This window comes from Aequorivita vitellina, from assembly GCF_022008365.1.
In the GTDB taxonomy this organism is placed as follows: domain Bacteria; phylum Bacteroidota; class Bacteroidia; order Flavobacteriales; family Flavobacteriaceae; genus Aequorivita; species Aequorivita vitellina.
The window spans coordinates 51,752-75,268 of record NZ_JAIRBA010000002.1; the positions used below are offsets into that span (position 1 = coordinate 51,752).

Sequence of the window (23,517 nt, forward strand, 5' to 3'; positions counted from 1 at the left end):
CTCAGGGAACAATTACGATTATTGAACGGAGCCGAAATGATTATTTTCTAATTATTTTTAAAAATTCACTCTTTTCAGAATAAAGCATAATAGCTGCAAATACTAATATTAACGTTGTTCCTATCCAAATATTTCCGTTAAAAATGTAAAAGGAAATTGCAGCAAATACAATTGCCAACACTAAGTACGAGGCTATTTTTTTCACATCGTAAGGCACGTTATAATATTTACGGCCATAAAGATACGAAAGCACCATCATACTGCCATAGGCCGCAAGTGTTGCAATTGCGGAACCCATATAACCCATATAAGGTATTAAAATATAATTTAACACAAGTGTTACTATGGCGGCGAATGCCGAGATATATGCGCCGTATTTTGTGCGGTCCGTCACTTTATACCAAACAGAGAGGTTGTGGTAAATTCCTAAAAATAAATTTGCCAAAAGGATGAGTGGTACAATTTTTAACGCTTCCCAATATTGGCTATTCGGGATTAAAATTTGCTTGAAAATATCGATATAAACAACCACTCCCAAAAGTATTAAACACCCAAAAAGTGTAAAATATTTTGTGATGGTAGCATAGGTAGTTTTTGCGTTGCTCTCTTTAGAATGATTAAAAAAGAAGGGTTCAATCCCCAATCTAAAAGCCATCACAAAAAGCGTCATAAACATTCCCAGTTTGTAGCAAGCCGAATAAAGCCCTACTTGAACTTCGGCAATATTTTCGGGTAGTAAATATTTTAGAAGAATTCGGTCAAAAGCTTCGTTTATACTAAAAGCAATCCCAGCGAAAAGTACTGGCAATGCGTACTTCATCATTTGTTTCCAAATGGTTTTGCTGAAGCCGAAACCTATTTTAATATAAAGCGGAAGCAGCACCAACAACGTTACAGCACTCGCAATTAAATTAGCGATAAAGACATAGGCCACTTTGTTTTCGGGAAACCACAATGAATTCCAATATGCGCTGGTTTCTGCCAATTTTGGAAGGGCTAATAGGAAAAACAGATTAAAGGCGAGATTTATTACAACGTTGAAAATTTTAATTACGGCATATCGAGTAGGTTTTTCGTTAACTCGAAACCATGCAAAAGGCAAAACTACCAAAGCGTCTAAAGCTAAAATTATCAAGCCGTAGGTTACGTATTCGGATTTGAACTCTGCAATTTCGGCTATATTATTTCTAAAGAGCAATGTAATTCCTAAAAAAACGAAAGACGAAATTGTAAGAGAAGTGAGGGTCGTAGATTGCACAATTTTTTGCTGGGAAACGTTTTTGGTAATAAACCTAAAAAACGCCGTTTCCATTCCGTAGCTGAGCAGCACATTACCTAAAATAAGAAAAGCCATCACGGTTGAATAAATTCCGTATTCCTCGGGCAACAATACTTTTACATAAAGCGGCACAAGTATAACAGTCAATAAGCGCGGCAGTACAGTGGCAAGCCCGTAAATAAAAGTCTGTTTAAAAAGTTTTTTGAAAACGCTCAATAGGGTGCGGTTTTATAGCGTAAAAGTATTGAAAATATTGGGGATTGAATTAATTAAGTTATTGGATGTCAACGAAAAATCTCACCAATTTCTTTCGGAATTTTTGTAGGTCGAAATGTTTTTCCGTCTAAAAAGCACCAAAGTGTTTGCGCCTCAACAATGGTTTTGCCATCTGCAGGGCGGATAATTTTGTAGTGGCGTTCGCTTTTTACGCCGTCGTAGCTTGCAATCCAGGTTTGGGTTTCGAGTTCTTCACCTAAATAGGAAGGATTTTTATATGAAATAAAATGGTTTAAAACTACCCAAACATTTTCTGTGCGTTGGGTTTCCGAAGTTTTTGAAATCCAATGTGCTTCGGCAGCATCGAGACACCATTGTAAATAGGTTACGTTGTTAACATGGTTTAACTCGTCGATAGCTGAAGCCGGAACGGTAAAGCGCTGTTTAAAAATATCTGATTTCAAAACCCTAAAATTAATTTTGCGATTAGAAAATAGGTAAGTATTCCAAAAATATCGTTACTGGTAGTAATAAATGGACCGGTGGCTACGGCAGGGTCAATTCCTCTTTTGTCTAAAATAATAGGAATAAACGTACCAATAAGTGCGGCCAAAAGTATAACCGAAATAAGCGCCGCACCTATACTAATAGATTCTAAATAACTGGTGTGAAATACAAAATGACTTATAAGTAAAACAATTAGTGCAATAGAACAACCATTGACCAATGCCAACCCAGATTCTTTAAAAAGGCGCGCAAGAATATTGCCTTTTAAGGTATTATTTGCCAAACCTTGTACAACAATAGCACTTGATTGTACCCCTACATTACCCGCGGTTGCTTGGATAAGCGGAACAAAAATTAAAATTCGCGGAAAACTTTCTAAAATTTCCTGAAATCCAGAGATAATACTGGCAGCTCCCAAACCGCCAAACATTCCAATTAACAGCCATGGCAAGCGGGCACGGGTTTGTTTAAAAACACCGTCATCTGCCTCTACATCTTGAGAAATACCAGCAGCCATTTGGTAATCTTTTTCGGCTTCTTCTTTAATGAAATCTACAATATCATCAATGGTGATTCGTCCCACTAAAATACCGTTATCGTCCACTACGGGGATGGCTTCCAAGTCGTATTTTTGCATGATTCGCGCTACGTCTTCGGCTTCGGTGTGTACGTTTACATAATCTACTTTTGGAATATAAACTTCGCTTATATGCGCACGTCCTGGCGCTGTTAGCAAATCTTTTAAGGAGAGTCTTCCTTTTAGTTTTCCGTGTTTATCGGTTACGTAAATAGAGTGGACGCGCGTTACGTTTTCGGCTTGCCTGCGCATTTCGCGTACACAACCTGCGACGGTCCAACTCTCCTTTACACGAACAAGCTCCTTTGCCATTAAACCACCCGCAGTATCTTCGTCATAACGAAGAAGATCAACAATATCGGCAGCGTGTTCTTCGTCTTCAATGTGCCCAATTACTTGCTTTTGAACATCGTCATCCAGCTCTGCAATAATATCTGCAGCATCATCCGTGTCCATTTCATCTAGCTCGTCGGCAATTTCGGAGGGCGTAAGATTGTCTAAAATTCGCTCTCGATAATCGTCGTCTAGCTCTATTAAAACTTCACTAGTTACTTCACTATCCAGTAATTTTACAATGTACGTAGCCTCGTCTGTATTGAGTTCGTGCAGTAATTCGGCAATATCGGCAAAGTGAAATTCTTCTAAAAGTGAGGTAAGCGTTTCATCATCGTTGTTGGCAATGAGCTGTTCAACTTGCTCGATAAATTCATCTGTGAGTTGAAATTGCATCATTTTCTAATTTTTGGGTGAGTGCTATAAATTGTGAAACGGAAAGCTGTTCCGGGCGCTGGCCAAAGATAGCATCTTCTTTTATTTTATCGGAAAGATTGAAGGATTTTAAACTGTTGCGAAGCGTTTTCCGGCGTTGCTGAAAAGCGGTTTTCACTACTTTATAAAGCATTTTTTCGCTACAAGCAATTGCGAAGTTTTCTTTACGCCGAAGCCTGAGTACACCACTATCTACTTTTGGCGGGGGATTAAAAACCGTAGGCGGAACGGTAAAAAGATATTCGGCATCGTAAAATGCTTGTGCCAAAACCGATAGAATACCGTAGGCTTTGCTGCCTTCTTTTTCGCAAATGCGCTCTGCTACTTCTTTTTGAAACATTCCGGTAAATTCTGGAATTTGCTCCTTCCATTCCAACATTTTAAAAACAATTTGTGTTGAAATATTATACGGAAAATTTCCCGTTATACCGAATTGGGCTTCCCCAAAAAGCTGCGAAAGATCGTATTTTAAAAAATCGGCTTCAAGTATTTTTAGGTTTTTGTTCGGATATTTTTCTTCCAAATAGGCAATGGACTCTGTATCGAGGTCCATTGCAATTACATCAACATCTTTGTTAATAAGATATTTGGTGAGTACGCCCATTCCGGGACCTATTTCCAACACGTTTTTATAACCTTGCATCGAAAGCGTATCGCCAATTTTTTCGGCAATAACTTCATCCTTCAAAAAATGTTGGCCAAGGTGTTTTTTGGCGCGAACGGTTCCTGTGTCAGCGTTTTCTCTGAGCTTATTTGAATTTTCCTTTTTCATTTAAAAATTTACAACCTTGGTTCCTGCAAAGTACTGCGTAACTTCACTATTTATTGAAAAGTTCGTTGTGTGCTTCGCCAATAACTTCTAATTCGGTGCGGAAGGCTACAAACTTTCCTTCAAAAGGTTTGCTTTGTGCGCGCAGTTCTTCAGCATTTTCAGAAAAATATTTTTCGAGGGTTTTTTTGCTGTCGGTTGTGTATTGTACTGAATAGGTTTTGCTGCCCTTTTCTTCTTCTACCATGACCCGTGTCATTAATGCTTTTTGGAATTTTCCAGTAGCTAACATGGCGGGAATGTGTTCGGCTTTCATCCATTGGAGCCAAGTGTCATGGGCGGCCTTGTCTATATTTATTGTTACGTTGTAGATATACATATTTTTAAAATTTTAAATTTTGGGTTCTAAATTTCGAATTGAGAAAACCTACAAATTTTTTAAAACCTTGCAGGTTTGGATTAATTAATAGCATCTCCGCGCAAAGACCGATACTTTTTACGCGCTTCCACAAAATAAATACTATCGGCATAATTAAAGATAATAGCTTCGTATTGCGCCCTCGCTTTATTGGGTTGATTTAGATTTTCTTCATAAATTTTTGCAAGTCGGAAGTGGGCATTGTCGGCCAGAATATCGTCGCTGTAAAATTCAATTATTTTTAAATAGTTGGCTTCGGCTTTTGCGTATTCGTGCAGTTTTTCATATATCTGGCCTTGTTTAAGAAGGGCTTCGTCTTCAATTTTTTCACCTTTATGATTGGTTAAAATGTCTTCCAAAACGACGATGGCCTCTGTGTTTTTATCTTGAAAAGATAACAAATCTGCACGTGCGTATTTTTTAAGTGCAGTTTGGGTAGAATCTTCGAGTGAATTATCGCGAATTAACAAACTGAGTTCCATTGCGTCGTTAGCAATTAATTGCGAAGTAGATTTTTTTAACACATCTAATTGTACTTGCGCCCATTCAAAATCGCCTTTAAAATAACTGGTGCGAGCAACTTTAAAACGTGCGTCCTGCGCCAAAACGTCGTTCTGTACTTTTTTCTGAATTTGCGAATAATAAATAAGGGCTTCGTTAAATTTTTCATCAAAAACCAAAATATCTGCCAGTTCCATTTTTACACGAGCTTCCTGATAGCTAGTTAAGTTTTGTTTCACCAAAGCCTTTAAATTGTCTATTGCCAATTCTTTTTTATTTGCTTGAAAGGCTAAAAAATGGTTGTAATCTACTTGCAACAAATAGGTTTCGCGATTGCGTCCAAATTCATCTAAAAGCTTTTCAAATTTTTCTTCAATTTCGGGGTATTGTTTGGCTGTGGCGGTTTTCACCTCCATTTTCATCAAAATTTGATTGCCCTGCAACTTATTTTGCGGCGTAAATGAATTTTCAATAATGTAATTTACAATTTCCCTTCCGGCTTCGTAATCTTCATCGGCAATGGCAATATACGCGAGGTTTGTAATTCCGCTGAGGTCATCGCCAATGCGTTTGTAAATTGCTTTTTCCTGTGTAAAAGCTTTGTTGTATTCTTTTTGCTGAATAAATAACCAGCTTAATAATTGATTGTAAAGTATGTCTGGATTTTGTTGCAACCGTTGCAAAAGGGTTTTTCGCAGGAGCAAGTTAGCTTCGTTATTGGGGTCTTCAGTAGTATAAAGACTGAAATAACGCTGCGCATTTCCTTTAAATGAATTGTTCTTTTCCACAAGCCCCAGATAGCTGTTAAACATTTTTTCTAAATTGCCCTGTTCGCCGTAAATCTGCGCGAGTTGCATATTGAAATCTAATTTATCACTCAGCGCCATTGCTTTTTCATAAGCTGTAACGGCTTGGTCTAAAAGGCTATATTTTTGAAAAGTATTGCCAATACTGTAGGAGAAATTAGGGTTTTCTTCAATAGCGTTAATGGCCTTGTTATAATTTAAAGTGGCGAGTTCCGTATTATTTTGAAGCGAATAATTATAGCCTAATTCTACATAAAGTTGTGGGTAATTACGACCGGTGTTCAATTTTTCTTTTATGAGGCGTTCGGCTTCGGTAAAATTTTCTAGCTGTTGATTGCTTTGCACTACACCCATAAAATAGTCTAGCCGATATGGGTTTTCTTTATTCAGCTTTTCATAAATACGCAATGATTTTTCAAACTGGCCTTGTTCAAAATAATTTTTCGCCAATGCATCGCTCTGTGAAAAGCTCGCTGTTACGGTAAAAAAGAATAATATAAATAGAGTTTTGCGCATGTCGTAAATATAAACAAATGACCCGATAGCTACAGGATTCTTGTAAAATTTATCAAAAAGAAAGCCACGATAGCGAAGTGGCGCAATTTTTTTAGAAACTTATTTGGGTAAAATAAAAAGCCGAAAACACAGGTGTTCTCGGCTTAATTTTATTGCGGATGATTTTTACCCGAGATCTTCTATGTCTAATTCATCTATTGCGTCCCAAGTTTCATCAATGTCCATATTGGTGCCTTTGGCTTCCAAATAGAAACGATTGCCTTGCATTAATTGAATATTACTGCGATTGTTGCTATTGCGGTATTCTTCAATTGCTTTTTTACCGTTTTTAGTAACCGTTCTTCGCGAGCCGTTTTCGTCTTCTTCTTCAAAATCCTGCGACATTACCATGCGCATGCCCATAGTTGCGGCAGCGCCCACTTGCCCGGCACCATCGATTATATTTATTGAAAATTTTTTCGATTTGTCTTCGTTGGCATAGGTAGCTTCAATAGACGAAATGTTCATCATTCCCGCTTGTCCTGCTTTGTAGCTTATACGTTTCATTCCGTTTACCTCCTCTGGCATCCAAGATTTTAATTCTTCGTTAGTAAGTGGAGTCATTTCTTGCAGTTCTTGTATATCGTCCTGCATATTGGTCATTTCTTGTACCGCATTGGTCGTGTTGGAAACAGCATCTTTTGTTTCCTTTATTTTCTTGCTCACCGGATTGTCTTTACAACTTACAAAGGCCGCAAGAACGAGTAAGGATAATACATATTTTTTCATCATTAAAAATTTTAGTTAGTGAATAAATTAATTTGAAACACTAATATAGTTAATATGAATAAGATAAGAGAATTAAGAAAAGGAAGAAAGTTAAAAATGTTACATTTCTGAAGCAACTTTTTCAAGTTGGGTGTACCAGTTTTCGCCAAATTTTCGGATGAGGGCCGTTTTTACAAATTTATAAACGGGCACTTGTAGTTCTTTTCCCAAAGTACAAGCATCGTCGCAAATAGGCCAACGATGATAGTTAACGGCAGAAAACTCGCTGTACTCTTGAACGCGCACAGGATATAAATGGCAAGAAACTGGTTTTATAAAATCAATAGCACCGGCATTGTGGGCATCTTCAATACCACAGCTTGCAATTCCACTGTCGGTAAATGTTACGTATGCACATTCTTTACCATCCACCAATGGGGTTTCCAATTCGTTGTTTTTAGTTTTAATGTGGGTGCCTTGTTTCTCGATAGCGGCAATTCCTTCGGGGCGTAGAAATGGTTTTACTTTTGGGTATATTTCTTTAAGAATTGAAACCTCTTCTTCGGTAATAGGTGCGCCGGCTTCGCCTTCAATGCAGCATGCGCCTTTGCATGCGTGAAGGTTACACACAAAATCTTTTTCGATTATATCTTCAGAAACTATTGTTTTGCCCAGTTGAAACATGCGGCAAAGATAGCTTGTTTTACCAATTGGACATAGTAAAATTTATGCTTTTATTAACCTGTATTAATTCTGTTCTTACCGATTATATTTTATAATTTTGCCCCCTCAAAAAAAAGGTATGACTTTAAATTTCAAAGAAATAGCAACCGCCACTATGGTTCTTTTTGCAGTAATTGATATTGTGGGTAGTATCCCCATTATAATTGGGCTGCGTGAAAAAGCCGGTCATATTAATTCGGGTAAGGCTTCAATAATTGCTGCGGTAGTTATGGTGGTTTTCCTTTTTTTGGGAGAAAGTATTCTGCATCTTATTGGGGTTAACGTAAACGAATTTGCCGTTGCGGGATCGCTGATACTTTTCTTTATTGCTTTAGAAATGATTCTGGGCGTTACTCTTTTTAAAGAAGGCGACACGAGTCCGGATTTGGCTTCTATTTTTCCGCTGGCTTTTCCGTTGCTCGCAGGGCCGGGTAGTTTAACCACCTTGTTATCTTTGCGCGCAGAGTATGCAATTCAAAATATAATTGTTGCGATAATTGTAAATATTATTGTTATTTATGTCGTGCTAAAAACTTCGGGTAAATTGCAGCGTTTTTTAGGAAAAAATGGAATTGCGGTGATTCAAAAAATATTTGGTGTAATTTTGCTTGCGATTGCGGTGAAGCTTTTCACTTCAAATATTCAAGAATTATTTAATCATTGATATTATGAAAATTTTAATTTATATAATGCTCGCTTTAGCTGCTGGATTGGTAGTTTTTAACATCACAAAATTAGATTTTGAAAACCTATTGATTGGCGATAGTGCAGTAGCATTTATTTGTACGTTGGCAGGTTTTTGCGCTATGCTGCTTTTAACTATTCTGCTTATTTCAAAAAGAATTGAAGCACAGTCTAAAAAGTAAAAATTTTAGTTTTCAGCTATTGGTTTGTTAGCCTCCAGTTCTAAAACTTTTAGGAGCATTGGGTCGTTTTCGTTTAGAATAATTTCGTATTCGTTTGGGCCGAAAAGTTGTTGTGCAATATTGGCTTTTAAGGTTCTTCTTAATTCTTCGGCGTAGTTTGTAAGATCTATTTGCGCTTCGTTAAACTTAGCGTATTCAATAAATTCTTCGGAAAGACTTTTATCTATTTTAAAGTTTCTTCTAAAATCCTCAAAATCCATGTCGTTAAATTGTGTTCGATTTTTTTCGAGATATTCAAAGATGAAATAACTCATAAATCCGCTTCGCGAAACAAATTGGAGTGTTTCGTTTTCAACACTGGTGTCTTTTGCCACAAAAACGTCTGGAATAATTCCACCACCGCCATAAACTACTTTGCCTTTTGGCGTTGTGTATTTTAGCGAATCTGCCACTTTTATGCTGTCGGCGTGAATTAGCTCACCATTGCGGTAGCGTTTTTCGTAATCGTTGTAATAAGTGTCGTTTCCTTTTCCATACGGACGTTGAATAGAACGACCGGTAGGAGTATAATAGCGCGCAATGGTTAAACGCACTGCGCTACCATCGCCAAGCGACATTTCGCGCTGCACCAAACCTTTTCCGAAAGAACGACGACCAATTATGGTTCCTTTGTCGTTGTCTTGCAATGCGCCGGCTACAATTTCGCTCGCAGAAGCAGAGTTTTCGTTGATAAGCACATATAATCTTCCGTGCTCAAAATCGCCGCGACGGGTGGCGTAGGTTTTATTTATTTCGCCACTTTTATTTTTTGTAATAAGTACCAGTTTTTCATTTTCTAAAAATTCATCTACAATACGTTCGGCTGTTGAAATATAGCCGCCGGGATTATCGCGAAGATCCAAAACCAGTCTGTTGACGCCATGGTCTTTTAGTTTATCATGTGCCGATTCAAATTCTCTAAAAGTAGTTTCGGAAAAACGATTAATTTTTATGTAACCCAAGCCGTCTTCAATCATATAAGACGCGTCAACGCTCACTAATGGAACTTGCTTTCTTCGCACTTTAAATTCTAGCACTTTGTTCTCGCTTGGTCTGTAAACATCGAGTGCGACCTTGCTATTTATTTCGCCTTTTAAGTAGTTTGAGATGCTGTCGCGCTGTATCAATTCGCCAAAGAGTTTTTTGCCATCTGCATAAATAATTCTATCGCCGCCTTTAATTCCAGCTTTTTCGGCCGGTCCGCCTTTAATAGCGCGAATTACCGCGATAGAATCCTTATAAATATAAAAACTCACACCAATGCCAATAAAAGCGCCGCGCATATCATCTGCGCTATGCTGGTATTCTTTTTTAGGAATATAAACCGAATGCGGATCTAGATTTGAAAGAATACCGTAAACAGTAACATCTACAATGCTGTCTGTATTTACTTTATCTACGTATTCGTAGTCTATATAATCTATAAGTCTGTTGAGTTTGTCTTTTTTGGAACTAGTGGCAAATATTTTTTCGGTTTTGTCGCTAAAATTGAGTTTCGAGCCAATTAGTACGCCAATGGCAAGCGCCAATCCAATCCACAAAGGCAGGTATTTTTTTTGTTTGCTAAATGTAGTTGACGTTTTATTTTCCATTATGCTGATTCCAAATCTGAAATGTGCTGAATGCTCACGCCTGCTTTTTCTAAAAAGGCGATGCCAGCGTTGTCTTTGTATTGGTTAAGATAGACCATTCGTTTTATACCTGCTTGGTGTATTAATTTGCTACATTCCTTACAGGGCGACATTGTAATATAAAGTGTTGCGCCTTGACAGGCTTGGGTGCTTGAGGCTACTTTTAATATGGCATTTGCTTCGGCGTGAAGTACGTACCACTTTGTGTAACCTTCATCGTCTTCGCAAATGTTTTCAAAACCTGTGGGGGTGCCGTTGTAACCATCGCTTATTATCATTTTATCTTTTACAATAAGCGCGCCAACCTGTCTTCTTTTGCAATAGGAAAGTTTGCTCCACTCTAACGCCATTCTAAGATACGCAATATCGTATTTGCGCTGTTTACTGTCTTTCATTGGTATAAAATATTCTAGAAATAGGAAAATGCCCAAATTAATTATTTCAGTTGGATTGCAAATAGTTAGGGAGCATTTCTTTCTTTTAAATAGACAACGAAATTACTTTGAAGTTACACCACTGCCAAAAAAAATGATGTTAACTTCTTGCTAAAGAAAAACGGTGCGTGTTGAATTAAGTGTTTTAACTGTTTTAATATTTCGAAAAAGGATCGCTTATGCTACTACTGTTGAAGTATTCTACATAGTTGTTAAAAAATCCAGTTGTTCATAAGCATGGGAATTACCATTCCTATTACCAACGAAGAAACCACTAGCACCCAATCTCTTTTATTGAAACGGAATATAGTTTGAAAGATAAAAGCGATAATTAAAATGATAATTACAACAATAATTTGAGCAGCTTCAATACCGAGGGCAAATTCAAGCAATGGTAAAAAATCTCTGCCACTGTCTAAGGCTGTAAAAAATGAAGCGAAGCCCAAACCATGTATTATTCCAAAGAAAATAGTAGCAATATAAAGAATGCCCATTTTTTCAACCTTTTTCTCTTTTCCCGCAGTAAAGAGATTAAAGAGTGCGGTAGTTAAAATGGTTACGGGTATTAAAAACTCAATGAGTTTCCCCGAGACACTAACCACATTGTACGCAGCCAAAAGCAACGAAAGTGTGTGGCCAATGGTAAACATAGTTACCAAGATCAATAACTTTTTCCACGAAGAAAAATTATAAGCGGCGCATAAAACAATTAAAAATAAAATGTGATCGTATGCCTTCCAGTCCAAAACATGGTGGAGGCCAAGATTAAAGTAGAGCCAGAAATCAGTCATTAAGGGGATTGGTTTTCAAAATTGTTCAAATATACAGTTTTGTAAGGAAGATATCAATGAATTCACTCAAGATTGAGGTTTTTGCAAAGGTTGTTATGTTTTCATTTCTCCGGAATGGAGCGCGGAAGTTTCTAAAAAAATAATTGTTTCTATTAATGGTTGTAAAACGCAATAAATCAGTTTCTTGCGGGTTGCACTTCAAAAATAATTTCAACTAAGTGGCACTGTGTTTTTCATTTTTATTTTACGGTGTTTTTGACATTACGCTACTCCTTTAACACCTAAGCTGTCAACATCATAAAAATTAGGTTCAAATTAGTTGAAAACGCGAATATTGGCTCAAGTTTTTAGCCTTCTAAAACGCTTGGTACGGGTAGGGTTGTTTGATATATTTGCGGAAAATCCTTAAAACAAAATGATGAAAAAATTACAAATCTATTTAGTATTGCTTTTGGTTTCCATTACGGTTGCCCAAGCACAAACCTACCCCACAACAAATTGGAGCGATCTTGCCGATGTAAGTTGGTACGATGCCGCTCAAGATGAATTCACCCTCTCCACTGCCGAAACATTGGCTGGTTTGGCTCAATTAGTAGCCGATGGAAATTCATTTGAAGGTAAAACCATTTTAATAGGAGCAGACATAGACCTTGACGGTAACCTATGGCGCCCAATTGGAGTAGATGTGAATATTCCTTTTTCGGGTACTGTTGACGGAAACGATTACACAATTAGCAATTTATGGGTGAATATGCCTACCGAAGAAATGGCTGGACTTTTTGGCCATACTGAGAGTGCTTCTTTCGCCAATATTCACGTTGATACAGCAAATATTATAGGCGATGACAATACAGGAACTCTGGTAGCCAATCTTTTTGATAATGGTTCAGTTGTAAACTGCAGCGCTATTAATGTTAACGTTACTGGCGAGTATTCTACTGGCGGATTAGTTGGTGGATTTTTAACAAACTCTTCCATTTCTAAAAGTCACGCAATAGGTGACGTAGTAGGTTACGGTCAAGTTGGTGGTCTTGCTGGCACAGGGTGGGACAGTATTACAGTTACTGAATGTTATTCTGAAGGTACGGTTACTGCAGATTTTTTAACAGGAGGGTTGATTGGCTCTTTTCCTTTTGCTTTTACCGACGAGAGTGTTGTAGATAACAGCTATTCCAGATCTTCAGTAGTTGCGCTTGCAGAACGTGCAGGTGGTTTAATTGGTGGCGGAGACAATGCGTTGCTTATTAAAAATTCGTATGCGACAGGAACAGTAAGCTCTCCCGATATTGCAGGTGCCGTTATTGGTTTATGGGGAATGATTAATGCTGAGAATTTGTATTTCGATACTGAAACTTCTGGAATGACTGAAGGCGTGGGCGTTATTCAAGGACCTCCAGTTACGCCAGACATTACAGGAAAAACCACGACAGAAATGAAAACTAGCGAATTAGTAGATTTATTAAACGCAGGTTCAACAGCTGCACCGTGGTCTTTGGACGCTAGTAGAAATGATGGGTACCCAGTTTTAAATGCTGTGCTAAGTGTGCAGGACAACAATCTAGATGCTGCTTCAGTAAAAGTTTATCCTACTATTTTTGAAAACACTTTCTCCGTTTCGTCAACTTTGGGGTTACAATCTTATAGCATTTATAGCTATACTGGGGCGTTGATTTCTAAAGGAATTTTAGACAATACTGTCTCAACAGTAAATGCAGCTAACCTTTCGGCTGGTGTTTATATTTTGAAAATAAGTACTGCGGAAGGAACAATTACAAAAAAGATTATTAAGAAATAATTTTTCTGAAAATCGACTGTTTAAAATCGACTTTTTCAAGTTTAAAAAATCCTCAGAAATTTTCTGGGGATTTTTTTTGGTGAAGATTATGTATCTTTAATTCAGTTTCTAAAGGATTTAATTATGAAGAAATTTACGATATTATTAGTTACAATTCTATTTGGGCTTCAAGGCTTTGGCCAAGATCCCGATCCAGAACTTTTTAAAACGTGGCAACTTTATAGTATTATACCAGATTTTGGCCATCCGGCAATTATTTCAGAAATAGATCCGCCCATTAATCCATATTTAAGAGTAAATTACGATCTTTCGTTCGAAGGCTTTGGAGCTTGTAATTCTTTTTCGGGAAACTTCATTCTTATGGGCAATTCTGAGTATTTGAGACCGATTAATTACACTCAAACCACGGAAACTTGTGAACACCAGATATGGAACGACTTTGAATTTTATTACTTTGATTTTTTTTCATCTGAAGATGATTACTGGTATCATATTTTTATCGACTCATCAGATGGCTTACAGCATATGCATTATACAAATAATCCTTTTGGTTTAGTGCTAAACTTTATAGCGGGAGAGCCCTTATCTACTGTTGAAAATAATGCTGAAAAATTTCAAATCTATCCAAATCCAGCTTCGGACCAACTTTTCATAAAATCGAGTAAAGACAATATTGCGTCAGCAGTAATTTATTCTATCGCGGGCAAGCGAATTTTGGAAAATGGGCCAATTAGTGGTGCTTTGGATATTTCTTCCTTGGAAAAAGGAATGTATTTTCTTGAAGTAACAACTTCCGAAGGAAAAAGAAGTATTGAGAAATTCGTAAAAATATAAAGACTCAACGTTGTAATTAAAACTATTTTAAAAAAATTGAAGCCGTAATAAATGCAATAGCGAGACCTCCATTTTGTTACATTGTTGTCAACAAAAAAGCCTCAACATTACTGTTAAGGCTTTTTTTAAGTACTCGAGGTGGGAATCGAACCCACACTCCCGAAAGAACTGGATTTTGAATCCAGCGCGTCTACCAATTCCGCCACTCGAGCAAACGGGAGGCAAAAATAAACAAATATTTGGAAATTACTTTATTTATTATCCGGCTATTTTTTTAAATATCGGTAACTATTAATTTTTACCTTTGTAGCCTATTCAAACAAAACCATAAAAAAATGCCATCTCTCGCACCAGACCCCAAGATTTTTGCCTGTAAACAAAGTGAAGCCCTAGCTCAAGATATTGCTGACGCCTTCGGAATTTCCATGGGTAAAGTAATTACTTCGCATTACAGCGATGGCGAATTTCAACCTTCTTTTGAAGAATCAGTTCGTGGAAGTCGCGTTTTTCTAATTGGTTCCACTTTTCCAAATAGTGATCATTTAATGGAATTGCTTTTAATGATTGATGCTGCAAAACGTGCTTCTGCCCGTCATATTACTGCGGTATTACCGTATTTTGGTTGGGCTCGCCAAGACAGAAAGGATAAGCCGCGTGTTCCTATTGCAGCAAAATTAGTTGCAAAAATGCTAGAAACGGCAGGCGCAACACGTATAATTACAATGGATTTGCACGCAGATCAAATTCAAGGTTTTTTTGAAAAACCCGTGGATCACCTTTTTGCCTCTACTATTTTCTTGCCGTATTTAAGAAGTTTAAACTTAGACAATCTTACAATTGCTTCGCCAGACATGGGAGGTTCAAAACGCGCATACGCCTATTCAAAATTTTTAAACAGCGATGTTGTAATTTGTTACAAACAGCGTGAAAAGGCCAACGTTATTTCGCATATGGAACTCATTGGCGACGTAAAAGGAAAGAATGTTGTTTTGGTAGACGATATGGTTGATACCGCCGGAACCCTTACCACAGCTGCAGATTTAATGATTGAGCGCGGTGCTTTAAGTGTACGTGCCGTTTGTACGCATCCGCTACTTTCTGGAAACGCATATGAGCGCATCGAAAAGTCGCAAATGTTGGAGCTTATTGTTTCAGACTCCATCCCAACAAAGCCAAGTAAAAAAATTAGGGTAATAAGTTGCGCTAATCTTTTTGCCGATGTTATGTTGAGCGTAAACTCCAATAAATCCATCAGCAGTAAGTTTTTGATGTAGTATAAAGGGTAGCATGCTGTATTGCTACTTTTGTTTTAAATTGTGAAAACATTTAGTTAGGAATCTATCCCATGAGAATGAGGTGTTATAGTTTAATATTTTAAACTCTAACACCTCATTTTTTGTGCTAATAATTTAGTTATTACTGAGTTATGTTACTGTGTTATTTAATAGAAAAAACGCTGTTTCGTATCATAAGAACTTCATTTTAAGGTAATTATGTGTACTTTTATAAGATTATTCATCTTCTTGTTTTATGAAACTAATAAACGTCATAGCTGTTTTCTTTTTAATTTCTTTTTTTTGCCGGGCACAACAATGCAATATAAAAAAGGAGTTTGAAAAAATTTCGGAGTTAAATCTCTCCGGAAACTTTAGCGAGGCAATTTTGATTGCTGAACCGCTCATTAAATGCGCAAACATTGGTGTTGAAGATAAAATAGTACTCTGTGTTCTGCAACACAAATTGCATAGAAATAGTTTAAAATTTAAGGAATCCTTAGACTATTTGATAGAAGCCTCTCTACTTTATAAACAAATAGGTTTGGAACCGCCCATCTCTTTCAACCTCTTACTTGCTGAAAGCTTTGCTATTAATGGCGAAATAGAAAACTACCGAAAATTACTTCCAAAGATTGAAGCGGAAATGCTTCAAGTTAAGGTTGACGATAATTTTAAACTTGGGCATTTCGAATATGTAAAAAGCTTTAATATGGATAGAGACCGTTATTCATCACAACACATGGATCATATCTATAAAGCGCTATCCTATTTTGAAGCCGATGAAAAGGTGCCTGTTTACCACCGTTCTCTTATTTTAAGAAGTCTTGGTCATTTTTACAGAACCCAAGGCGATTTTGATAAATCGTTAGATTTTTATAATCGAGAACTTGCTGTTTGGAGTAAGGTGTATAATACCAACCATTTTAATATTGCTACAAGCCACTATAGTATTGGCTGCGTTTATTATGAAAAGTTAGAATATCAAAATGCGTTAGACCACTACCTAAAAGCCCATAAGGTATGGAAAAATGTATATCAGCCCGAAAATCCTCGTATGCGTGGCCTCAATGAAGCGATGGGAGATATGTATTGGGAATTAGACGATCCTAAAAAGGCTTTGGAATATTTTAACTATGCTGTGGTATATGAAGAAATGATAAATAATGATTCCAGTGAAGGTGCACTAAACGCAGGCGACAGTCTTTTAAATAGCGGAGAGTATGCTGCGGCTATTAATTATTATGAAGAGGCTGTAAAATGGCGAGAACAAACGTATGGTAAAAACCACATTCTCACAGGTGCGTGTAAAAATTTTGTAGCGAGAGCGCTTAATTCTGCTGGTAATAAAGAAGATGCTTTAACCGCATACCAAGAAGCAATCATAATTCTGGTTAAAGATTTTGAAGACTTATCATGGTACGCTAATCCTACGGTAAATATGCGTATTCAGTCTCCTCAATATTTGTTAGAAGCGCTTATGGCGAAAGGAAGTTTGCTAAAGGATTTATATCATCAAAATAAGGAAATGCGAGACTTAATGGCGGCCTTAGAAACGCAAGAACTAGCAATTCAAGTTTTAGAAAAAATCAAAAACAATCAAATGTCTGAAAGCTCAAAATTGTTTTGGAGTAATAAAACAATCTCGCTTATTGAAAATGCTATTGATACTGCCTTGTTGGTTCAAGAGAAAACAGGAGATAATAAGTATTTTGAAAAAGCCCTCAATTTTAGTGAACGCAGTAAAGCACTTTTGTTATTGGCCACTCTTAACAGCCGTGAAATATCTTCATTCGTCAATTTTCCAGAAAAATTAGTTGAAACTGAAAATCAATTGAAACAAGAAATAACTCAGTATGCAGGCCGAATTGAGAGCGAAGAAAAACGCTGTGCTGAGGTTCGCGAAAAAATGCTGAAACTGTATACAGATAGGTTGAATACGCTGCAAGATGAATATGATGCATTTATTATTGAAATTGAACATAACTATCCAGATTATTACCAGTTAAAATATGATTCTGAAATACCTGGTTTAACGACAATACAGGAAAAATTGCTTACAAAATCTAGAAACTTGCTTAGCTATTTTTTAGGTATAGAAAACAGTTTTGTATTTTATATAACCCCCGAAGATATTACTGTTCGCAGAATAACAAATAAACCGGAACTAAATAACCAAGCTAAAGCATTATTAAATTTCGTTGGTTCTACCGATATTAATTCGAAAAATAATAACGAACTATATAAAAAGTATATTCAAAATGCTTTTCTATTATATCAGCAATTACTTCAACCCGAGTTTAAAAAATCTATTCCTGAACAACTTATAATTATACCCGACGGAGTACTTGCCTATATTCCTTTTGAAACGCTTTTGACTGAAAACGTGGAAATTGAAAACCCTCAATATGCCAGGCTACCGTATTTATTAAAACAAACGGCAGTTTCATATTGTCCATCTACTTCGGTTGCATTACATTTTTATGAAAATGAAACACATTCAATCGATTATTATGGATTCGCACCAGAATATGATATGGATATAACTAGCTCACTTCGAAAAAAGCAAAAGAAACTGAACTATAATCAGCCCGAAGTAACCTTCGCTGCGCAATTGTTTAAGGGTAAAAGTTGGACAGGTGAAAATGTTACAGAAGATTTGTTGAAAGAACACTCAGGAAATGCAGGTATTTTACACTTAGCTATGCACGGAGAGGTAGAAGATGAACACCCGTTACTCTCTAAACTGTATTTTAATACTTCGGAAAATGAAGATGGTTTGCTTAACACTTATGAAGTCTATAACCTTAACATTCCTGCTCAATTGGTTATTTTAAGTGCATGCAACACCGCTTCGGGCTTATTACAGCGCGGGGAGGGTATTTTAAGTTTAGAAAGGGCTTTTCAATATGCTGGAAGCAAATCTATGGTAGCAACACTTTGGAGTGTGGATGATGCTGCAAGTTTTGAAATTACCCAAAATTTTCTAATAAACTTAAAAACAGGTCAATCTAAAGATGTGGCGCTACAACAAGCAAAACTTGCATTTATTGAAACTGCAAATCCCGAAAAAGTACATCCGTTTTATTGGAGCAGTTTTAAACTTTCAGGAAATACCGCTCCGCTTAAAAGGAATTTTGAAAAATATTATATTATCGGAGGAGCGGGATTGCTTCTATTACTGTTGGGAATTATAATTTATAGAAGAAAAAACGCTACTTAATCTTTCACTCTAATTTTTAAAATTTCAGAAGCTAATTTGTAATTGAATGTTTTATTTTCTACAATAAATTCAAATGTTTTTGTTGCTTCTGTTATGTCGCCATCCTTCAAAAGAGCTAGGCCATAATACCAAAGAGCCTGTTCCTGAAAATCTGATTTCTGTTGACTTATTTTTTTAAATGAATTAATGGCAGAATTTAAATACGTATCGTCCCACTGCAAATAACATATTGCCTTATAAAAATCTACTTTATACTGGGGAATCGTATTCTCAGTTTTTTCAAAATTTGCAATTGCTTCTTTATAATTTTCTTGTTCATAATATAGAATAGCGGAATTCCAATTTACGTTTTCAATTGTATCATTTCCTCGTAATACAGAGGGTGCTGGATAGGCTTTAAAATAAGTTTTAAAAACCTGCGAAGAGTTCATTGTGTTTAAATAATTATTGAAAACATACGAACCGATTAATAAAATAAATAGGGCTGCTGCGTAATAAAAGTATTTGAAGCTCAGTAGCGATTTTTTTGATTTTGAATTATTTTTTTGAAAAGACTTTAGTTTGTTCTTCAATTCCGTTCTTCCAGCTATATTTATTAACTCGTATGCTGCCAAGGTGCTTTGGTAGGCTTCTGATAATGATGCTTCATTTGCTAACCGATTTTCGAAAAGCATTCTCTCTTTAGCAGTTAATACGCCTTGAATGTACTTTTCAATTAATATAGTATCTGCTTCATTCATGAGGATTCAATATTTTTAAAAGTGCAGGTCTAGTTTCAAGTAATTTTCTTAAAGTATTAAGACACTTATATTTTTTGTTACGTGCAACCTGCTCATTGCTATAATTAAAATTTGCTACTATTTCTCGCATAGTTTGGTTGTGGTATATGGTAGCAATCAATAAGTTTTTACAGCTTTCGCCTAATAAAGCAAGGACTTCCTGTATTTTTTCTTGCCTTTCATTTCTAATATATTTCGTCAATGCGTTTTCCTGTATTCTAGCTTTTTGATTGTCGGCAATATTGTGGCTTTTTCGCACTTTGTCTTTTTTAATTTGATTGAGCCATTTAAACCTCGCAATAGAATATAAGTAAGTGCCAATAGCACTATCCCCTTTAAAAACTCCTCGAATTACGTTTTCATAAAAAGCGATAATCGTTTCCTGAAAAATATCTTCCGCTTCATCTTCGCTGCCATTATTGGCCACTACCATTGCCACTAACCTTGCGCGATTGCTTCCATAAACAAACTTTAAGGCTCGGTTTCTTTCATTAGTCGTGCCTTTTAATAACGATACAAGTGCTATGTCTGAGTGTACTTGTTTGATAGTTAGTCAGTTTTAAAGTGCGATTTGTAATAAAAGTATCAAAAAAAAAGTAAAAAGTGGTTACATAAGCAATTTTGAAAATGACATAGGTATATAAATAGCATTCTAATATCAGAAATTTTTGTGTTCTGAATTTTAATCAATCAGAATGATGCTATCTGAGTTTTCATGTGAAATTGAAAAGAATATTAACCATTTAAAACAAAAAAAAATGAAACAACTAACAAACAAACCGTGGTTCGCAGTACTGTTTTGTTTATTGTGCGGAAGCTTAATTGCGCAAAACAATACTACGGCTTCAGGTGGTAACGGAACAGGCAGCGGTGGTTCTGTGAGTTATTCGGTGGGACAAGTAGATTATATTGAAGCCGTTGGTTCTGGCGGCACTGCTAATCAAGGTGTACAGCAACCTTTTGAAATTTTTATCCTTGGAAATGATGAGTTTGAAAATATCAACTTGAGTGCGATTGTATATCCAAATCCTACAGTGAACAACGTTTTACTTGAACTAACTAACATGGAGTATGATGAGCTGTCTTATTCATTATATGACCTTTCCGGAAGAGTGCTAGCAACCAATTTACTTAAAAACTCACAAACAACTATTGTTATGGAAGGACTCTCCGCTGCAACCTATTTTTTGGCGATCTCCAAAAACAATCTCCTTTTAAAAACCTTTAAAATAATCAAAAACTAAAATTTATAATTATGAAAAATTTTATACTCAGTGTAATGCTTTTAGCAACCATGGTTGTTTGGGCACAAGCACCCGAAAAAATGAGCTATCAGGCCGTCATTAGAGATGCAAGCGATGTGCTTGTAACGAACACAACTGTTGGAATGAAAATTAGTATTTTAAAAACAACAGCAGTGGGGACTCCCGTTTACGAGGAAATCCAGACAGCTACAACCAATGCTAACGGACTTGTTTCATTAGAAGTTGGCGCGGGGACCGTTTTAAGCGGTGATTTTTCAACCATTGGCTGGGGCACGGATGCATACTTTATTAAAACCGAAACAGATCCTACTGGAGGCACAAGCTATTCTATTAGTGGTACCAGTCAATTACTAAGTGTGCCCTATGCGCTCTATGCAAAATCTGGTGGAGGAGGTAATACGCTAGATCAAGCTTATAATCAGGAAATGACTACCACCCCCACGGCTCGGACTATTTTTGCAGATGACGGTAAAATAGAAATTCTCGCATCAGATAATCTTGGGCTGGAAATTTCAGGAGACCCAGACTTTTCAAGTCTCTTAGTAACTGGAATGGGTGATGCTAATGTGTTAAGAGTAGAATCCGCAGGTGCGGGCGATGGTATCTTTGTTGATAATACACTAGCTCCCTTCGGAGGGGCAGGAGATGCTATTAGCGTAACCCAAGTAGGTGTTGGCGATGGTATTTACGTAATACATAATGTGGGAGGAGGTGATGCCATACATGCCGTTCAAGATGGTATTGGCGATGGTGTTTATATAGACAATACAGGTGCAGGTGATGGTCTTCGAGTAGATCAGACTGGTCCAGGCGATGCATTATTCCTACAAAACTTAGGTGTTGGTGGTGGCAATATGATAGAAGTTATTCAAGCTGGTGCTGCCGATGCTGTAGTGATAAATAATGCTGCGGGCGGCGGCGGTAAAGCACTTCTTGTAGATCAAGCAGGTGTAGGCATTGGGATAGACTTAAATGTTGCCGTAGGTGCAACAGGAAATGGTTTAGACATAGATAATGATGGCGCAGGAAAAGCCCTATTAATTAACAATGAGGATAATGCAGGTGGTGCCGATGCAATAGATATTGCGAACGATGGGGGCGGAGATGCCCTTACTATTGACAATGCAGGAGCTGGCGATGCGCTTTTTATAGATAATACAGATAGCACTGGGGGCATTGCCGTTTCTGTAAACAATGATGGGGGTGGAATAGCAATTGACCTATTAAACGATGGTGGCGGCATTGCCTTTGCTGTTGATAATACTGGTGGCGGCAACGCAATTTTGGTTACCCAGGACGGCGCTGCAAATGCAGTAGATATAATGAACGATGGTACTGGCTTTGGCTTAGGCATAGCAAATAGTGATCCTGCAGGAACGGGTGAAGCAGTAAAAATTTTTCAGGCTGCACCTAAAACAGCTCTTTTTGTTGATAATGCTGGGACTGGAAAAAGCCTGCATATTATAAATGGAAACCCAATCAATGGCGCCCCAGCACAAAAAATTGAACAAATTGGTAGTGGTACAGCGCTTTTGGTGGAAAATGCAGGACCGGGAAAAGCAGCTCATTTTATCAATGGTGTTCCAGGGAATCCATCCGAAGTACTTTTAGCTACCACCGCTGGAATAGGAAATGTTGGAATGTTTATTACCGAAGACAATAATACAAATTTTGAATCTACTATTATAGCAAATAATAACGGTGGTGGTAGCGCAGGCGAATTTTTTATAACAGACGAATTAACAAGTAAGGCAAACGATAGCCCAGTAATTAATGTAGTTTCCAACGGTATGGGAGAGGGCGTAGCAATAGAGCTAGGAAATCTTGAAGTTGGGTTAGATTCCAATGTGGAGGCCGCACTAAGGGTAAGACATAAAGGATATGGTGAAGGTGCTTTTTTGGAAACGGACAATGGGTTTAACACCGCTGCTACATTAGAAATAAAAAATAATGGGTCAGGTCATGGTGCACATATAGATAGTTATGACAATCCTGGAGTAGATGTAGAATCTACACTTTATGTTGAACAAGGTAATTTATCATCCGTTTCTACTTTGGGCCGTACTGCGGTTTTTGACCTTCATCCTGCTACGACAGCTGCAGATGCAGCTGTGCTCATTAGATCTGGCGCTACATCGGGCGGACATAGTGCTTTGAGAGTCATAGCTGCGGATCCAACAAAATTGGCAGCTGTTTTCTCAGGAGATGTTGAAATTACTTCAGATTTGCTCGTGGGTGGAAGTTTCACTGCAGCAGCAAAATCGTTTAAAATAGATCACCCACTTGATCCAGAGAACAAATTTTTAATTCACAATTCAATAGAAAGTGATGAGCGCATCAATATGTATAGCGGTAATATTGTTACAAATTCTGAAGGACTTGCAACAGTTATTTTGCCAGAATATATGTGTGTATTAAACAAAGATTTTAAATATCAACTAACTATTATAGATAAATCTTTTGCGCAAGCTATTATTTGGGAAACGATAAATACCGAAACAAATTCCTTTGTAATTAAAACAGATAGCCCAGAAATAATGGTTAGCTGGCAAATAACTGGTACTCGCCAAGATAAATGGGCACTTGAAAACCCATTAACTGTTGAAATGGTGAAACCAAAAGGTCCTTAAATTCTAATAATTTTAGATAAAAAAAGAGGCAGTCAAAATAAAACTGCCTCTTTTTTAAAGTGAAAATTTAATAGAATCGCAATTGGTCAGTACATCTGCAAACAATAATATTGAAGCGGTATAAGTGCC

Annotated in this window: 21 protein-coding genes and 1 tRNA gene; 8 read left to right on the forward strand and 14 right to left on the reverse strand. The window is 37.0% G+C overall.

All coding sequences use genetic code 11. The annotated features are described in order from the left end of the window. Positions 1-40: 40 nt before the first annotated feature. From K8089_RS01295 to K8089_RS01330, 8 genes are all read right to left on the reverse strand, one after another. A complete protein-coding gene (locus tag K8089_RS01295; protein ID WP_237601459.1) occupies positions 41-1,495 on the reverse strand; it encodes an oligosaccharide flippase family protein in 1,455 nt (484 codons plus the stop codon). A 68-nt stretch (positions 1,496-1,563) separates the two neighbouring features. After that, positions 1,564-1,959, reverse strand: a complete 396-nt coding sequence (locus tag K8089_RS01300; protein WP_237601460.1) for an acyl-CoA thioesterase — start codon at positions 1,957-1,959, stop codon at positions 1,564-1,566. Then, a complete protein-coding gene (gene mgtE / locus K8089_RS01305) occupies positions 1,956-3,311 on the reverse strand; it encodes a magnesium transporter (RefSeq protein ID WP_237601461.1) in 1,356 nt (451 codons plus the stop codon). The genes K8089_RS01300 and mgtE overlap by 4 nt, the downstream gene beginning before the upstream one ends. Further along, complete coding sequence (gene rsmA, locus K8089_RS01310) at positions 3,286-4,119, reverse strand: 16S rRNA (adenine(1518)-N(6)/adenine(1519)-N(6))-dimethyltransferase RsmA (RefSeq protein ID WP_237601462.1); 834 nt, start codon at positions 4,117-4,119, stop codon at positions 3,286-3,288. Before rsmA ends, mgtE begins: the two co-directional genes overlap by 26 nt. A gap of 46 nt (positions 4,120-4,165) precedes the next feature. Then, positions 4,166-4,495 carry a DUF4286 family protein gene (locus tag K8089_RS01315; protein WP_237601463.1) on the reverse strand — a complete coding sequence of 110 codons (330 nt, stop codon included), beginning with the start codon at positions 4,493-4,495 and terminating at the stop codon, positions 4,166-4,168. An 80-nt stretch (positions 4,496-4,575) separates the two neighbouring features. Further along, complete coding sequence (locus tag K8089_RS01320) at positions 4,576-6,357, reverse strand: tetratricopeptide repeat protein (RefSeq protein WP_237601464.1); 1,782 nt, start codon at positions 6,355-6,357, stop codon at positions 4,576-4,578. A gap of 165 nt (positions 6,358-6,522) precedes the next feature. Then, a complete protein-coding gene (locus K8089_RS01325) occupies positions 6,523-7,128 on the reverse strand; it encodes a hypothetical protein (RefSeq protein ID WP_237601465.1) in 606 nt (201 codons plus the stop codon). Between the two features lie 96 nt (positions 7,129-7,224). Continuing rightward, a complete protein-coding gene (locus tag K8089_RS01330) occupies positions 7,225-7,788 on the reverse strand; it encodes a DUF3109 family protein (RefSeq protein ID WP_237601466.1) in 564 nt (187 codons plus the stop codon). A gap of 118 nt (positions 7,789-7,906) precedes the next feature. On the opposite strand from K8089_RS01330, the gene K8089_RS01335 reads away from it, so the two are divergent. Together K8089_RS01335 and K8089_RS01340 are read left to right on the forward strand one after the other, a co-directional pair. Further along, entirely contained in the window at positions 7,907-8,491 is a 585-nt protein-coding gene (locus K8089_RS01335) for a MarC family protein (RefSeq protein ID WP_237601467.1), read from the forward strand. Positions 8,492-8,495: 4 nt separating this feature from the next. Beyond that, positions 8,496-8,693: a hypothetical protein gene (locus tag K8089_RS01340; protein WP_237601468.1), complete on the forward strand. Its 198-nt coding sequence runs from the start codon at positions 8,496-8,498 to the stop codon at positions 8,691-8,693. Between the two features lie 5 nt (positions 8,694-8,698). Here the strand turns inward: K8089_RS01340 and K8089_RS01345 are convergent, their stop codons facing one another. The 3 genes from K8089_RS01345 to K8089_RS01355 form a co-directional block, all read right to left on the reverse strand. Continuing rightward, positions 8,699-10,324: a S41 family peptidase gene (locus K8089_RS01345; protein WP_237601469.1), complete on the reverse strand. Its 1,626-nt coding sequence runs from the start codon at positions 10,322-10,324 to the stop codon at positions 8,699-8,701. Beyond that, positions 10,324-10,758 carry a deoxycytidylate deaminase gene (locus K8089_RS01350; protein WP_237601470.1) on the reverse strand — a complete coding sequence of 145 codons (435 nt, stop codon included), beginning with the start codon at positions 10,756-10,758 and terminating at the stop codon, positions 10,324-10,326. Before K8089_RS01350 ends, K8089_RS01345 begins: the two co-directional genes overlap by 1 nt. 251 nt (positions 10,759-11,009) lie before the next feature. Next, the gene (locus K8089_RS01355) at positions 11,010-11,588 is read right to left on the reverse strand and encodes a HupE/UreJ family protein (RefSeq protein WP_237601471.1); all 579 of its coding nucleotides are present in this window, start codon (positions 11,586-11,588) and stop codon (positions 11,010-11,012) included. 415 nt (positions 11,589-12,003) lie between these two features. Here K8089_RS01355 and K8089_RS01360 point away from each other — a divergent pair, with 415 nt between their 5' ends. Both K8089_RS01360 and K8089_RS01365 read left to right on the forward strand, forming a co-directional pair. After that, entirely contained in the window at positions 12,004-13,383 is a 1,380-nt protein-coding gene (locus tag K8089_RS01360) for a T9SS type A sorting domain-containing protein (protein WP_237601472.1), read from the forward strand. Between the two features lie 123 nt (positions 13,384-13,506). After that, positions 13,507-14,217, forward strand: coding sequence for a T9SS type A sorting domain-containing protein (locus K8089_RS01365; protein ID WP_237601473.1), 711 nt, complete (start codon positions 13,507-13,509; stop codon positions 14,215-14,217). Between the two features lie 130 nt (positions 14,218-14,347). On the opposite strand, the gene K8089_RS01370 is transcribed toward K8089_RS01365, so the two are convergent. Beyond that, positions 14,348-14,429 (reverse strand) — tRNA-Leu (locus K8089_RS01370). 123 nt (positions 14,430-14,552) lie between these two features. Here K8089_RS01370 and K8089_RS01375 point away from each other — a divergent pair. Further along, a complete protein-coding gene (locus K8089_RS01375; protein WP_237601474.1) occupies positions 14,553-15,491 on the forward strand; it encodes a ribose-phosphate pyrophosphokinase in 939 nt (312 codons plus the stop codon). 256 nt (positions 15,492-15,747) lie between these two features. Beyond that, on the forward strand, positions 15,748-18,714 hold the full coding sequence (locus K8089_RS01380; protein ID WP_237601475.1) for a CHAT domain-containing protein: 2,967 nt from the start codon (positions 15,748-15,750) through the stop codon (positions 18,712-18,714). On the opposite strand, the gene K8089_RS01385 is transcribed toward K8089_RS01380, so the two are convergent. Then, positions 18,711-19,454 carry a hypothetical protein gene (locus K8089_RS01385; protein WP_237601476.1) on the reverse strand — a complete coding sequence of 248 codons (744 nt, stop codon included), beginning with the start codon at positions 19,452-19,454 and terminating at the stop codon, positions 18,711-18,713. The two genes, K8089_RS01380 and K8089_RS01385, sit on opposite strands and share 4 nt — an antisense overlap. Then, a complete protein-coding gene (locus tag K8089_RS01390) occupies positions 19,447-20,040 on the reverse strand; it encodes an RNA polymerase sigma factor (protein ID WP_338149233.1) in 594 nt (197 codons plus the stop codon). Before K8089_RS01390 ends, K8089_RS01385 begins: the two co-directional genes overlap by 8 nt. A gap of 211 nt (positions 20,041-20,251) precedes the next feature. On the opposite strand from K8089_RS01390, the gene K8089_RS01395 reads away from it, so the two are divergent. Further along, on the forward strand, positions 20,252-20,737 hold the full coding sequence (locus tag K8089_RS01395; protein ID WP_237601478.1) for a T9SS type A sorting domain-containing protein: 486 nt from the start codon (positions 20,252-20,254) through the stop codon (positions 20,735-20,737). 11 nt (positions 20,738-20,748) lie between these two features. Continuing rightward, on the forward strand, positions 20,749-23,388 hold the full coding sequence (locus K8089_RS01400; RefSeq protein WP_237601479.1) for an autotransporter outer membrane beta-barrel domain-containing protein: 2,640 nt from the start codon (positions 20,749-20,751) through the stop codon (positions 23,386-23,388). The last annotated feature ends 129 nt before the right edge of the window (positions 23,389-23,517 follow it).